This is a genomic window from Sphingomonas azotifigens NBRC 15497, assembly GCF_002091475.1.
GTDB classification, from domain to species: domain Bacteria; phylum Pseudomonadota; class Alphaproteobacteria; order Sphingomonadales; family Sphingomonadaceae; genus Sphingomonas; species Sphingomonas azotifigens.
The window spans coordinates 170020-183160 of sequence record NZ_BCTR01000014.1; the positions used below are offsets into that span (position 1 = coordinate 170020).

Below are 13141 nucleotides of genomic sequence, written 5' to 3' on the forward strand. Positions count from 1 at the left end.
CCACGCTGCTGCGAAGCGCGGTCCCCCTCCCCGTACCGGGGAGGAATTTGCAAGGCTTCCACAATCACTCCCCCGCGATGAACGCTTCCACCGCCGCGTACGCATCGTCGTCCGGCATCTGCTCGGGCGGGTGCTTGCAGAACCACGCCGCTGCCGGAAGGATCGCCCCGCCCAGCCCGCGGTCCTGCGCCAACTTGGCGCAGCGGATCATGTCGATCGCGACCCCGGCGCTGTTCGGGCTGTCCTCCACTGACAGGCGCAGTTCCAGGTTCATCGGCACGCCGCCGAACATCTGGCCTTCCATGCGCAGGAAGCAGATCTTGTTGTCGTTCTGCCACGCCACATAGTCGCTGGGGCCGACATGGATGTTCGCGTCCTCCAGCCGGGCCTCGGCGACCGACTGCACCGCCTCGGTCTTCGATTCCTTCTTCGACGCCAGCCGCGAGCGGTTGAGCATGTTGAGGAAATCGGTGTTGCCGCCGGTGTTGAGCTGATACGTCCGCTCCAGCTTGACGCCGCGCTTGCGGAACAGGTCGGTCAGCACGCGGTGGACGATGGTCGCGCCGAGCTGCGCCTTGATGTCGTCGCCGATAATCGGCACCCCCGCGGCCGCGAACCGCGCCGCCCATTCGGGGTTGCTGGCGATGAACACGGGGATGTTGTTGACGAACGCCACCCCGGCCTCGAGGGCGCACTCCGCATAGAACTCGGTCGCCGCCTGCGAGCCGACCGGCAGATAGTTCATCAGCACATGCGTGTTGGTCTCGCGCAGCGCCTGGATAATCTCGTCCTTGCTGGGCTCCGCGCCGTCCCCGAGCAGGAAGGTGCGCTCGGGCGCATAGTCCGCCATGTGATCGGCGACGCCGTCGAGCACCCTACCCATCCGCACCTTGGCGCCGGTATGTCGCACCTCGTCACAGAACACCGCCGTGCAGTTCGGCTTGGCGAAGATCGCCTCGGCGACATCATGCCCCACCTTGCGGCTGTCGACATCCCAGGCGGCGACCACCCGGATGTCGCTGGGGGCATAGCCGCCCAGTTCCGGGTGCATCAGCCCGACCATGTCGTTGGCGCCGGCGCGGTAATGCTCGATGCCCTGGACGAGCGAGCTGGCGCAATTGCCGACCCCCACGAGCGCGACATTGATGGCATGGCGGTCTGGGGACAGCATCAGGCGGACCTCCTCTCGGCGGCGAGACGCTCGTCGCGGTTGAACAGCAAGGGGTTGAGCTCAGGCTGGCTGGTCGCCAGCGCCACGGGGGCGACCGGCGCCGACACCGTCGCGGTGCCGGCATAGCGATCGATCATCCAGGCGCAGAAATCGGCAAAGGCCTGCGGATCGCGCGCGGGGCTGGTGTGGTGCGGCGCGATGCCGAGATGCTCGGGGGTAAAGCAGAAGGTGACGGTGACGTCGAAATCCGCCAGCGCCTCCATCTGTCGATCGAACCAGTCGACCGCATTCTCTCGGAAGCTGTCTGCCCAGCTGAGCCCGGTGCGGATGCGGCGTGTGCCGAGCCGCCTCATCCACGCCACCGCCTCGTCGAGCCGGGGATCGTGGAAGTGGAACCACTGCATCAGCCCCACCTCGGCGGCATGCTCGGCATAGACGTCGAGCGCGGGCTTGGGGGTGCCATCCTCGCGGATCAGGCCAAGATAGAAATGGCGGTAATAGGACGAGCCTTCCGCCTCGCGATGGCGCGTTTCGGCACCCCAGCTGGTCGGCAGGTCGAACAGCGAATACCAGAAGACGCGCTCCGCCTTGTCGCGCAGCAGTTCCACCGTGCGGCGCAGTCCGAACTCCTGCACTTCCTCGGCACCGAACGAGCTGACGCCCACCTCGGTAACCCACACCGGCTTATCGGTGACCGCCTGGATCTCGGCGATCTTGTCCGGCCAGGCGGAGAGCGGCCACAGGTTCCAGTCGAGCGGGAAGCCGTGCACCGCCACCACGTCAACCGCATCCAGCGCGCCATGCCCCTCCATCCGCTGCAACCAGTGCGGGTCGATCGGGGACATGCCGCCGAGCACGCGGGGCAGCTTGGGGTTCACCCCGCGGATCGCGTTGCCCGCCGCGATGACATGCTGCGCGAACAGGGACCAATCCGGATCGATCACCGGGTCCCAGTGCGACTTGTTGTTGGGCTCGTTCCAGAGCATCGCCGCTTCGATCATGCGACGTCTCCCTTCGCCGGATAGACGGCGGTCGGGCCATATTGTGCGTAGGGCACGTCGGCGACGCGGCACCAATAGACTTCGGACTCCGGGTTCGCCTCGATCGTGAAGCCCGCGGCGCGCAGCATCGCCTGGCTGGCAGCGGCATTGGGCGCCCACCAGTTGGTCCAGTCATGCGCGAACTGGCGTTCGATGAAGTGCAGCTTGGGATAGCCTGCATCGTTGAAATAGGCCGGCGGATCGAAGGTGCCGGGCATATGGAAGGGATGATCCTCCGGCACCTCGGCAACCGCGTCCGATCCCTGTTGCATCGTCTGGAACAGCATGAACTCGCCTGCGACATGTTCGCGGATCAGGTCCAGCGCCAGCAGGGGATGGCGCAGATGGTAGAGCACGCCCATGAAGATCACGATGTCGAACCGGCGTCCGAGCGCCGCCACGTCGTACACCGAGCGCTGCTCGAAGCGGACGTCTTCGTAGCCCAACGCCTCGGCGGCGAAGCGGGCCTGCGCCAGATAGCGTTCGTCGCTGTCGATGCCGAGCACCTCACCCGCCCCGCGCCGCTTCATCTCGAAGGCATAGAAGCCCGCATTGCAGCCGATATCGAGCACCGAGCGCCCTTCCAGATCCTCCGGCAGCGCGTCGGCGAAGCGCGCGAACTTGAACGCGGGATAGTCGCCCAGGAAATGGTCCGGCGCGGTTTCCAGCCCCTGGATACGGATGTTCTGGAACCACGGGCCCAGCGCATCGATGCGCGCACGCAGGTCGTCCGCCGGCGCAGCGTGCGCCGTGGCTAGGTTTCTCATTCCTGTCCCCCGTTGAGCTTGAGCAGACGCGCTCCCCAAGTGCCGATCAGCAGCGTGCTGACCGATCCGGGATCGACGTCGAAGGCGAGCAGGCGATCGAGGCCCAGCCCGAGATAATGAGCGACCACGCCCCGAATGATGTCGCAGTGGCTGACGCAGAGGAGCGTGCCGTTCCAGCCGCGCTGCACCAGCGCATCGAGATGGCCGACGGCGCGGGCGGTGGCCTCCGCCATGCGCTCGCCATTGGGCGGCCGGACCGCGGAGCGCTGCCGGTTCCATTCGCGCCAGCCGGGCTCGCGCTCGAGGTCATCGAAGCTGCGACCGGTCCAGGCGCCGAAATCGACTTCGTCCAGCGCCTCCACCACCTGCGCGCGCACGCCGATGCGGCTGCCGATGATCTCGGCGGTAGCGCGCGTCCGCTCGCGCGGGCTGCAATGGATCGCGGCGATCGGGCTCTCGCGCGCGAAATGCGCCGCCAGCCACTGCGCCTGCGCATGCCCCGCCACCGAAAGCGGCGATCGCACACTACGCCCGCTCAACACCCGGCCGACTTCCTCATGCGCGCCGTGCCGGATCAGATGTACTTTTGCAGTCATCAGAAGGTTTGCAGCCCATCAGCATCAACTTAGATGCTTCCGTAACAACCACCATGCTACAAATGTTCCAATTAACCTACATCATCTTCAAACATTCAACTAGATCAATGTGGTCGTTACGTCACGATCACCGGGAACAAGATGAAGAAGAAGCTGTTATTTTCACTGGAAGACGATGTCCCTAGCAAGTCATCAATGTGTAACGACTTACCCAGGTTAGTTTCAGGTCAGGAAAGCGATCGGCATGGCGGAAAAGGTGCTCGTAACGGGCGGCGCAGGGTTCATCGGGTGCCAGGTTTCAGCCGAGCTTCTTCGCAGAGGACACCAGGTTCGCGTCCTCGACTCCATGCTGGAACAGGTCCATGGCGATCGCGCCCGCCCTGAAGCACTTGCCGCCGATGTCGAGTTGATCCGCGCCGATGTGCGCGACGGCGATGCGGTCGCCCAGGCGCTGCAGGGCGTCGACAGCGTGATTCACCTCGCCGCCGAAGTCGGCGTCGGCCAGTCGATGTACGAAGTCGAACGCTACACCTCGGCCAACGATGTCGGCACCGCGGTGCTGTTCGAACGGCTGATCGACCAGCCCGTCCGCCGCGTCGTCACCGCGTCGTCGATGAGCATCTATGGCGAAGGCCTGTACCGCGACGCGGACGGTGCGCTCGTCGAAAATGCCGAGCGCGGCGCCGTTCGTGACGGTCAGGCGCAGTGGAATCCGCTCGACACGCAGGGTCGCCCGCTGCAACCGGTTGCAACACCCGAATGGAAGCGACCGAGCCTCGCCTCGATCTATGCGCTCAACAAATATGTGCAGGAGCGCACCACCCACATCATGGGCGCGCCCTATGGCATCGAGACCGCGTGCCTGCGGCTGTTCAACGTCTACGGCCCCGGCCAGGCGCTGTCGAACCCCTATACCGGCGTGCTGGCGATCTTCGCCTCGCGACTGCTCAACGGCCAGCGCCCGATGATCTTCGAGGATGGCGAGCAGCGCCGCGACTTCGTGCATGTCAGCGACGTCGCCCGCGCCTTCGCCGATGCGCTCACCCTGCCCCAGGCCGCGGGCCAGACCTTCAACATCGGATCGGGCAATGATCGCTCGATCACCCAGGTCGCCGAAGCACTCGCCCGCGCCATGGGCCGCAACGATGCGACGCCCGAGATCGTCGGCAAGTCGCGCGTCGGCGATATCCGCCACTGCTTCTGCGACACCAGCATGGCCCGCGAGAAGCTCGGCTTCGAGGCGCGGCAGGATTTCGAGGCCGGTCTCGCCGAGCTTGCCGACTGGGTGCAGCAGCAGACCGCCGAGGACCGCGTGGGCCAAGCGCGCGCCGAACTCGAGAAGCGGGGCCTGGTCGCATGAACGGCAGTGACGAGCGGCCGATCCTGATCACCGGGGGCGCCGGCTTTATCGGCTCGAACCTCGCCGACCGGCTGGCGCGCCAGGGCGAGACGGTGGTGATCTACGACGCGCTGCGCCGCCCCGGCGTCGAGCGCAACCTCGCCTGGCTGCAGGTGCGCCACGGCGACCGCATCCGTCCGGTCATCGCCGACATCCGCGACACGCCGAAGCTGGCCGACGCCGTGCGCGCTGCCCGCGCGGTGTTCCACTTCGCCGCACAGGTGGCGGTGACCACCAGCCTCACCGATCCGATCGGCGATTTCGAAGTCAACATCGCCGCCACCTTTGCGCTGCTGGAGGCCGCGCGCACCGCGGCGACCCCGCCGCCGGTGATCTTCGCCTCGACCAACAAGGTCTATGGCGATCTCGCCGATCTCGACTTCGCGCTGGGCGTCAACGGGTACCAGCCGGTCGACCACGCGGTGCACGCGCGCGGCATCGGCGAGGCGCGGCCGCTCGATTTCCACACGCCCTATGGCTGCTCCAAGGGCGCGGCGGACCAATATGTGCTCGACTATGCCCGCAGCTACGGCCTGCCGACCGCGGTGCTGCGGATGAGCTGCATCTATGGCCAGCGCCAGATGGGCACCGAGGACCAGGGCTGGGTCGCCCATTTCCTGATCCGCGCGCTCGAAGGCGCGCCGATCACGCTCTATGGCGACGGCCACCAGGTGCGCGACATTCTCGACGTATCGGATGCGGTCGACGCCTATATCGCCGCCTGGCGGCAGATCGATCGGGTATCGGGCCAGGCGTTCAACCTCGGCGGCGGTCCCGCGAATGCGGTCAGCCTGCGCACGCTGCTGGCGCATGTCGAGGCGATCACCGGCCGCCCGCTCGACCTGCACTTCGACGACTGGCGCGCGGGCGACCAGCGCTATTTTGTCGCCGATACCCGCAAGGCGCGCGCGGCGCTCGGGCTCGGCACGCCGACGGGGTGGCAGGACGGCGTGACCGCGCTTGCCCGCTGGCTCGGCGAAGAGCGCGGCCTGACGCTGGGCAGCAGGGGGGAGCGCGAACGCATGGCGGCGGCCGCTTCGTGACGCGCGCCACGCCGCTGCGGCTGCTGCTCACCACCGACACGGTGGGCGGCGTCTGGCAGTACAGCATCGATCTGGCGGGCGCGCTGGCCGATCGCGGTGTCGAGACGGTGCTCACCCAGCTCGGCCCGGCCCCGAGCGACGCCCAACGGGCAGAAGCCTCGGCGATCCCTGGCCTGACCTTCCTCGAAACCGGGCTGCCGCTCGACTGGCTAAGCCTTGGCCCTGCGCCTGTCCTTGCCGCAGGGACGGAGGTTGGCCGTCTCGCACGGCTGCACGGCGTCGATCTGGTGCAGCTCAACATGCCGACGCTCGCGGCCTCGGCGGATCCCGGCGCGCCAGTGCTGGCGGTAACGCATGGCTGCGTTTCGACCTGGTGGCAGCATGGTCGGGCCGGCGTGCCGCTCGACCCAAACTTCGCCTGGCACCGCGCGCTGACCGAGCAGGGACTGCTTGCTGCCGATCGCGTCGTTGCGCCGTCCGCCGGCTATGCCGAGGTGGTCCACGCCACCTATGCGCTGCCGCGCCTGCCGACCGTCGTGCACAATGGCCGCGCGCCGCTGGTGACGCCGAAGCACGAACCAGTCCAGGATTGCGTGCTCACCGTCGGGCGGCTGTGGGACTCGGTGAAGGGCGCCGCCCTGCTCGATCAGGTCGCGGCAAGGCTCTCGGTGCCGTTCCACGCCGCCGGCGCCGCCGTCGGCCCGCACGGCGAGACGGTGCAGCTCGAAAACCTGCATCTGCTCGGCCAACTGGATCCTTCGGCACTGGCGCACCGGCTCGCCGCTCGCCCCGTGTTCGTCTCGGCCGCGAGCTTCGAGCCGTTCGGGCTCGCGGTGCTCGAAGCCGCCGCGGCCGGCTGCGCGCTGGTGCTGGCCGATATCCGGGTGCTCCGCGAGCTTTGGGACGGCGTCGCGCTGTTCGTGCCGCCGCGCGATGCCGCCGCCTATACCGATGCGATCGAGCGGCTGATCGGCGATCTCGCGCTGCGCCGCAACCTGGGCGACGCCGCTGCCGAGCGCGCCCACCGCTACACGCCCACCCGCATGGCCGACGCCATGCTCCCCCTTTATCGCCAGCTCCTCGCCGAGCGCGCGCCCGCCGGAAAGGCCGCGGCATGAAGATCGTTTATTTCACCCATTCGCTCTCCTCGTGCTGGAACCACGGCAACGCGCATTTCCTGCGCGGGGTGCTCAGCGAGTTGATCGCCCGCGGCCATGACGTGAAGGTGTGGGAGCCCGAAGGCGCCTGGAGCCTCGCCAATCTGCTCGGCGACCATGGCGAGGACGGTCTCGCCGCCTATCGCACCGCCTATCCGGAGCTCCGCTCCTCCACCTACACCCCGATGTGCACCCCGGCGGAGATGATCGAGGATGCCGATCTGGTGATCGTCCACGAATGGAATGATGCCAAATTGGTTTCCCGCATCGGCCATGCCCGGGCGATGGGCGGCCAGTTCACCCTGCTGTTCCACGATACCCACCACCGCGCCGTCAGCGAACCCGCGGCGATGCAGGCCTATGACCTCAACGACTATGACGGCGTGCTCGCCTTTGGCGAGACGCTGGCCGAGGTCTATCGCGGCTGGGGCTGGGGCAATCGGGTCTGGGTCTGGCACGAGGCCGCCGACCTGCGCCGTTTCCAGCCGCCCGCGCAGGAGGGCGCGCGCGATGGTCTGGTTTGGATCGGCAATTGGGGCGATGGCGAGCGCACCGAGGAGCTGGAGCGTTTTCTGTTCCGCCCCGCTGCCGAGGCCGACCTGCCGCTCGACATCTATGGCGTCCGCTATCCGGAAGAAGCCAAGGCGATGCTCGCCCGCCACCGTGCACGCTATCATGGCTGGGCACCCAATGCCCGCGCGCCGGAGATCTTCGCCCGGCACCTCGCGACCGTCCATGTGCCGCGGCGCTATTATGCGACGATCCTGCCGGGCATCCCGACGATCCGCGTGTTCGAGGCGCTCGCCTGCGGCATCCCGCTCGTCTCCGCACCCTGGGACGATACCGAGCACCTCTTCTGCCCCGGCACCGACTATCTGGTCGCCCGCGACGGCGCCGAGATGGGCCGCCACCTCACCGCACTCCGCGACGATGCCGATCTGCGCGCGTCGCTGGTCGCACACGGCCTCGAGACGATCCGCACCCGCCACAGCTGCGCACACCGCGTCGACGAACTGCTCGCCATCGTCGCCGGTCTCGCCCGCCCCCAACTTGCCAAGGACGCCGCATGAAGATCGCATTCTACGGATCGAGCCTGCTCTCTTCCTACTGGAATGGTGCCGCGACCTATTATCGCGGCATCCTCAAGGCGCTGGCCGCGCGCGGCTATGACATCACCTTCTACGAACCCGATGCCTTCGAACGCCAGCAGCACCGGGACATCGATCCGCCGGCCTGGGCGAAAGTGCTAGTCTACCCGGCAACCGAGCAAGGCCTGCGCAGCGTGCTGGCGGAGGCACACCACGCCGATGTGGTGGTGAAGGCGAGCGGCGTCGGCGTGTTCGATCGCGAATTGGTCGAGGCACTGCGCACCGCCCCCCGCCCCGATGCGCTGCGCATCTTCTGGGACGTCGATGCCGCCGCCACGCTCGAAGAGATGCGCGACGACTCCGCCCATCCGGTCCGCGCCACCCTGCCGGAAATCGATCTGGTGCTCACCTATGGCGGCGGCCCGCCGGTGATCGATGCGTACACCGCAATGGGCGCGCGCGAATGCATCCCCGTCTACAATGCGCTCGATCCTGAGACGCACCACCCCGCGCCCGCCGACCCGCGCTTCACCGCCGATCTCGCGCTGCTCGCCAACCGGCTGCCCGATCGCGAGGCGCGGATCGAGCAATTCTTCCTCCGCGCCGCGTCGCTGACGCCCGAGCGCCGCTTCCTGCTCGGCGGCAATGGCTGGCACGACAAGGCGATGCCGGCGAACGTCCGCGCGATCGGCCATGTCGGTACCGCCGATCACAACGCCTTCAACTGCACGCCGCAGGCGGTGCTCAACGTCGCGCGCGATTCGATGGCGGCGATCGGCTTCTCCCCCGCCACCCGCGTGTTCGAAGCCGCCGGCGCCGCCGCCTGCCTGATCACCGATGCCTGGGAAGGAATCGAGCTGTTCCTCAAGCCCGATGCCGAAGTGCTCGTCGCGCGCGACGGGCAGGATGTGGCCGAGCATCTCGCCACGCTCACCCCCGAGCGCGCCCGCGCGATCGGCGAAGCCGCGAAGGCCCGCGTGCTCGCCGAACACAGCTATGATCTGCGCGGCGCGCAGGTCGACACGATCCTCAAGTCCCGCAAGCCCCGCGAAAGGAAAGCCGCATGAAGCTGATCGTCCTCGGCCTCAGCCTCGGCTCCTCCTGGGGCAACGGCCATGCCACCACCTTCCGCGCGCTGCTCCGGGCGTTCGCCGCACGCGGACATGACGTGCTGTTCCTCGAACGCGAGGTGCCCTGGTACGCCGGCGCGCACCGCGACCTGATCGATCCCGATTTCTGCCGGCTGGAATATTATCGCACGCTCGCCGACCTCGACGCGTGGCGCGATGCGATCGCCGAGGCCGATGCGGTGATGGTCGGTTCCTATGTGCCGGACGGCATCGCGGTGGGACAGTTCGTCCAGGCCACGGCCCAGGGGGTCACCGCCTTTTACGACATCGACACGCCCGTCACCCTCGCCAAGCTTGGCCGCGGCGACTGCGACTATCTGACGCACGCGCTGATCCCCGGCTATGACGTCTATCTCAGCTTCACCGGCGGCCCGACGCTCGATCGGCTCGAGCGCGACTTGGGCAGCCCGGCCGCGCGCGCACTCTACTGCTCGGTCGACACCGATGCCTATCGCCCGCTCGACGTGCCGAAGCGCTGGGACCTCACCTATCTCGGCACCTACAGTCCCGATCGCCAGCCGACGCTGGAAAAGCTCCTGCTCGAACCCGCGCGCCGCTGCCCGGACAAGCGCTTCGCGGTCGCCGGCCCGCAATATCCCGAGACGATCGACTGGCCGGCCAATGTCGAGCGGATCGAGCATCTGCCGCCTGCCGAGCACCCCGGCTTCTACTCGGCCTCGCGAATGACGCTGAACGTGACGCGCGCGGACATGATCGCGACTGGCTGGTCGCCCTCGGTGCGGCTGTTCGAGGCAGCGGCGTGCGGCACGCCGATCCTGTCGGACCGCTGGGAGGGCATCGACAGCCTGTTCGTGCCCGGCGACGAGATCCTCCTCGCCGAGACTAGCGAGGAGGCGATCGCCGCGCTCCACCGCGATGCGGAAGCGATCGGCACGGCAGCGCGGCGACGTCTGTTCGAAGGCCATGACGCCACGCATCGCGCCGCCGAACTCGAAGCCCATCTGAACGAAGCACAAGCGCGGCCCCGCGACACGCGCCAGGAGAGCAATGCCCCCATGCAGACCAAGGACGAAAAGACACTGATCCTCGTCGCCGGCGGCGCCGGCTTCATCGGCTCGCATCTCTGCGCCGAACTGCTCGACCGCGGCGAGCAGGTGGTGTGCCTGGACAATCTCCAGACCTCCAATCTCGCCAATCTGGAGGCGCTGCAGGGGCGCGCCGGCTTCGAGTTCGTGCTGGGCGACATCGTCGAGGAACTGCCGGCGACGATCCGCGAGCGGGCGCACCGCTTCAAGCAGATCTACAACCTCGCCTGCGCGGCGTCTCCACCCCAATATCAGGTTGATCCCGAGCACACCATGCTAACCAATGTGGTTGGTACCGACCGGCTGTTGCGGCTCGCATCCGAGGCAGGCGCGCGGTTTCTGCTGACCTCCACCTCCGAGGTCTATGGCGATCCCGAGATGCACCCGCAGCGCGAGGAGTATCGCGGCTGGGTGAACTGCACCGGCCCGCGCGCCTGTTACGACGAAGGAAAACGGGCCGCCGAGGCGCTCACCTACGACTTCTGCCGCACCGGGCGCGCGGAAGTGCGCGTCGCGCGGATCTTCAACACCTATGGCCCCCACATGCATTTCGACGACGGGCGGGTCGTGTCCAACCTCATCGTCCAGGCGCTCTCGGGCAAGCCGCTGACGCTCTACGGCGACGGCAACCAGACCCGCAGCTTCTGCTACGTCTCCGATCTGGTACGGGGCCTAACGCTGCTAATGAATAGCGATATCACTGGTATGGAGCCGATAAACCTCGGTAATCCCCACGAAATCACGGTCGGCGACTTGGCCGAGCAGGTGGCCAGGCTAACGGGCGCCGAAACTGCTATTGAATATCATCCGCTGCCTACCGACGACCCGCGGCGCCGCAAGCCGGACATTTCGCGCGCCCGTGCGGTGCTCGGCTGGGAACCCAGCGTGCCGCTCGCGGTGGGACTGGAACGCAGCTTCGCCTGGTTCGCCCGCGCCCTGGGCGCACAAGGTACAGATCGGGCACTGCTGGAAGCCGCCGCAGAATAAAGCCCCCCGGTATTCGCCGGAGTTGCATCTACCCTGACCCTCGGGCCGTAGTTTCCAGCACTAGCAAGCGCGGTACACTCCCTGTGTCGCGTCCCCTCCCTGCCGCATCCCTCGGGGACGCGGCATCCGGGGATATTTGCGGCGGTGACAGGAAGGTGGCGGTTGACGCGATCCCGACAATATCGATCTCGCGCGACCGATCCCGATCCGTTCGCGTGGTCTCGGCCCTCGCCTGAGGCTCCCGCCCCGCTGCAGCCGGGCGAAATGCTCGCGACGCTGCACATGCTGGTGGAAGACCATCATCTCGCCCATGATGCGATCGGAGGCAATGCGGAGGACGCGCGCGCGCACCGCGCCGGTCGCCTGGAGGCATTGCAGGCCGTTGCCCCTGGCAGCAGCCGGGCCATGGATCTTGAGCTGCTGGTTCGCGACCACCTGCGCGCATTCCAGTTCGGCAATGCACCCGGTATTGTCATAGAGGGGCCCACGCTGTCGCTGCGACCGGCCGCCGCGCGACTGCTGGCGCTCGTGCTGCACGAACTGACGACAAACGCGATCAAGTTCGGCGTGCTGGGCGAACCGCGACCCGACCAAATCTTGCACGTCGCATGGCAGAAAATCGGCGCCAGGGTGCAATTCCTCTGGCAGGAACGCGGCATCCCCATTCTCGCGCTAGCCGGCACGCGCCGTCCGGGATTTGGGCAATATCTGATCGAGACCCTGTTGCCACTGCGGTTCGATGTGCAGAGCAGATTCGCATTACTTCCCGGTGGAGTGCAGTGCGCGCTTCTACTCCCAGGCGAATCTTGCGATCCTAACTTCCATTAGCATCATTGTTTTGAACTTGGGCGCCGATGAGGCGTTGCTCTCAGGTTATGCTCACAACTTTGCTATCCGCAACAGACGCGCATGCGCTCCGTCGTCTTCGCGCGCTCGCTGCGCTGTCGGAGGAGGAACGCCGCGCCGTCAGCATGGCAGCGGAGCAGTCCCAGCACCTCCGCGGGTCGCGTGACCTGATACGGGCCGGGCAGCGGACGACGGGACCGCTGCTCGTGCTGGCGGGATGGCTGGGGCGCGTGCGGCTGTTCAGCGACGGACGTCGACAGATCCTGAGCTTCCTCGTGCCAGGCGATGTATTCCAGGAGCCGCGTACCCTCGAACCGGTTGCCTCCAGCACCGTCACCGCCCTGTGCGATTCCGTGATCTGCCCCGCGCCTGCCGCCGAGGATGCCGGCCTTCGCGACGCCTATGCCGCCAGCGCGGCGATGGACGAGGCATATCTGCTGCGCCAGATCGCCCGCCTCGGCCGGATGAGCGCCTATGAGCGCATCCACGACTGGCTGAGCGAGATGTACGAGCGCCTATCCCTGGCCGGGTGCGCCGGGCAGGATAGTTTCACGATGCCGCTCACCCAGGAGACGCTGGCGGATGCGCTCGGCCTCACCAGCGTGCACGTGAACCGCACGCTGCAGGCGATGCGGCGCGACGGCGTGCTGGAATGGCGTGGCGGAACCGTGCGCCTCAAACGAGCCGCCGGAAAGCCCGAAGCGTCCTCTTCTGCCGCAGTGCCAGCCCGCGTCTTGCCGAGCAGGACGGCGGCCGCGCGCTAGGCGGCCAGATCGCCCCCCCCTGCACGGCAGGGCTTTCGCATTTGGCAAAATTTGCTCCGTCATCCCGCTGCTGCACCCGCCCGAACCTATCGAAGCACGGGACGGAG

The 13141-nt window shown here is 67.4% G+C and carries 12 protein-coding genes; 8 read left to right on the forward strand and 4 right to left on the reverse strand.

What is annotated here, in order from left to right; translation table 11 throughout:
- Positions 1–64 precede the first annotated feature (64 nt).
- The 4 genes from SAZ01S_RS07050 to SAZ01S_RS07065 are packed head-to-tail and all read right to left on the reverse strand — an operon-like array spanning position 65 to position 3574.
- On the reverse strand, positions 65–1171 hold the full coding sequence (locus SAZ01S_RS07050) for an inositol-3-phosphate synthase (RefSeq protein ID WP_084581394.1): 1107 nt from the start codon (positions 1169–1171) through the stop codon (positions 65–67).
- Positions 1171–2172: a glycosyl hydrolase gene (locus SAZ01S_RS07055; protein WP_084581396.1), complete on the reverse strand. Its 1002-nt coding sequence runs from the start codon at positions 2170–2172 to the stop codon at positions 1171–1173. The genes SAZ01S_RS07050 and SAZ01S_RS07055 overlap by 1 nt, the downstream gene beginning before the upstream one ends.
- A complete protein-coding gene (locus SAZ01S_RS07060; RefSeq protein WP_084581397.1) occupies positions 2169–2978 on the reverse strand; it encodes a TIGR04290 family methyltransferase in 810 nt (269 codons plus the stop codon). Before SAZ01S_RS07060 ends, SAZ01S_RS07055 begins: the two co-directional genes overlap by 4 nt.
- Positions 2975–3574, reverse strand: a complete 600-nt coding sequence (locus tag SAZ01S_RS07065; RefSeq protein ID WP_084581399.1) for a histidine phosphatase family protein — start codon at positions 3572–3574, stop codon at positions 2975–2977. The genes SAZ01S_RS07060 and SAZ01S_RS07065 overlap by 4 nt, the downstream gene beginning before the upstream one ends.
- A gap of 244 nt (positions 3575–3818) precedes the next feature.
- Between SAZ01S_RS07065 and SAZ01S_RS07070 the strand changes: the two genes are divergently transcribed.
- The 8 genes from SAZ01S_RS07070 to SAZ01S_RS07110 all read left to right on the forward strand — a co-directional run bounded on the left by SAZ01S_RS07070 (position 3819) and on the right by SAZ01S_RS07110 (position 13034).
- Positions 3819–4934: an NAD-dependent epimerase/dehydratase family protein gene (locus SAZ01S_RS07070; RefSeq protein ID WP_084581401.1), complete on the forward strand. Its 1116-nt coding sequence runs from the start codon at positions 3819–3821 to the stop codon at positions 4932–4934.
- Positions 4931–6016 carry an NAD-dependent epimerase/dehydratase family protein gene (locus SAZ01S_RS07075; RefSeq protein WP_084581403.1) on the forward strand — a complete coding sequence of 362 codons (1086 nt, stop codon included), beginning with the start codon at positions 4931–4933 and terminating at the stop codon, positions 6014–6016. The genes SAZ01S_RS07070 and SAZ01S_RS07075 overlap by 4 nt, the downstream gene beginning before the upstream one ends.
- Positions 6013–7134 carry a glycosyltransferase family 4 protein gene (locus tag SAZ01S_RS07080; protein ID WP_139809971.1) on the forward strand — a complete coding sequence of 374 codons (1122 nt, stop codon included), beginning with the start codon at positions 6013–6015 and terminating at the stop codon, positions 7132–7134. Before SAZ01S_RS07075 ends, SAZ01S_RS07080 begins: the two co-directional genes overlap by 4 nt.
- Positions 7131–8243: a CgeB family protein gene (locus SAZ01S_RS07085; protein ID WP_084581405.1), complete on the forward strand. Its 1113-nt coding sequence runs from the start codon at positions 7131–7133 to the stop codon at positions 8241–8243. The genes SAZ01S_RS07080 and SAZ01S_RS07085 overlap by 4 nt, the downstream gene beginning before the upstream one ends.
- Positions 8240–9328, forward strand: coding sequence for a CgeB family protein (locus tag SAZ01S_RS07090; protein WP_084581407.1), 1089 nt, complete (start codon positions 8240–8242; stop codon positions 9326–9328). The genes SAZ01S_RS07085 and SAZ01S_RS07090 overlap by 4 nt, the downstream gene beginning before the upstream one ends.
- A complete protein-coding gene (locus tag SAZ01S_RS24650) occupies positions 9325–11424 on the forward strand; it encodes a bifunctional glycosyltransferase/UDP-glucuronate decarboxylase (RefSeq protein ID WP_369688866.1) in 2100 nt (699 codons plus the stop codon). Before SAZ01S_RS07090 ends, SAZ01S_RS24650 begins: the two co-directional genes overlap by 4 nt.
- A gap of 264 nt (positions 11425–11688) precedes the next feature.
- Complete coding sequence (locus SAZ01S_RS07105; RefSeq protein ID WP_084581409.1) at positions 11689–12252, forward strand: sensor histidine kinase family protein; 564 nt, start codon at positions 11689–11691, stop codon at positions 12250–12252.
- 59 nt (positions 12253–12311) lie between these two features.
- Entirely contained in the window at positions 12312–13034 is a 723-nt protein-coding gene (locus tag SAZ01S_RS07110; protein ID WP_245824677.1) for a Crp/Fnr family transcriptional regulator, read from the forward strand.
- Positions 13035–13141 lie beyond the last annotated feature (107 nt).

Excerpts from the sequence above, each read along its gene's own strand:
- SAZ01S_RS07060 (WP_084581397.1), bottom strand. The coding sequence starts at position 2,978 with ATGAGAAACCTAGCCACGGCGCACGCTGCGCCGGCGGACGACCTGCGT.
- SAZ01S_RS07065 (WP_084581399.1), bottom strand. The coding sequence starts at position 3,574 with ATGACTGCAAAAGTACATCTGATCCGGCACGGCGCGCATGAGGAAGTC.
- SAZ01S_RS07055 (WP_084581396.1), bottom strand. The coding sequence starts at position 2,172 with ATGATCGAAGCGGCGATGCTCTGGAACGAGCCCAACAACAAGTCGCAC.
- SAZ01S_RS07075 (WP_084581403.1), top strand. The coding sequence starts at position 4,931 with ATGAACGGCAGTGACGAGCGGCCGATCCTGATCACCGGGGGCGCCGGC.
- SAZ01S_RS07105 (WP_084581409.1), top strand. The coding sequence starts at position 11,689 with ATGCTCGCGACGCTGCACATGCTGGTGGAAGACCATCATCTCGCCCAT.
- SAZ01S_RS07070 (WP_084581401.1), top strand. The coding sequence starts at position 3,819 with ATGGCGGAAAAGGTGCTCGTAACGGGCGGCGCAGGGTTCATCGGGTGC.
- SAZ01S_RS07085 (WP_084581405.1), top strand. The coding sequence starts at position 7,131 with ATGAAGATCGTTTATTTCACCCATTCGCTCTCCTCGTGCTGGAACCAC.
- SAZ01S_RS07050 (WP_084581394.1), bottom strand. The coding sequence starts at position 1,171 with ATGCTGTCCCCAGACCGCCATGCCATCAATGTCGCGCTCGTGGGGGTC.
- SAZ01S_RS24650 (WP_369688866.1), top strand. The coding sequence starts at position 9,325 with ATGAAGCTGATCGTCCTCGGCCTCAGCCTCGGCTCCTCCTGGGGCAAC.
- SAZ01S_RS07090 (WP_084581407.1), top strand. The coding sequence starts at position 8,240 with ATGAAGATCGCATTCTACGGATCGAGCCTGCTCTCTTCCTACTGGAAT.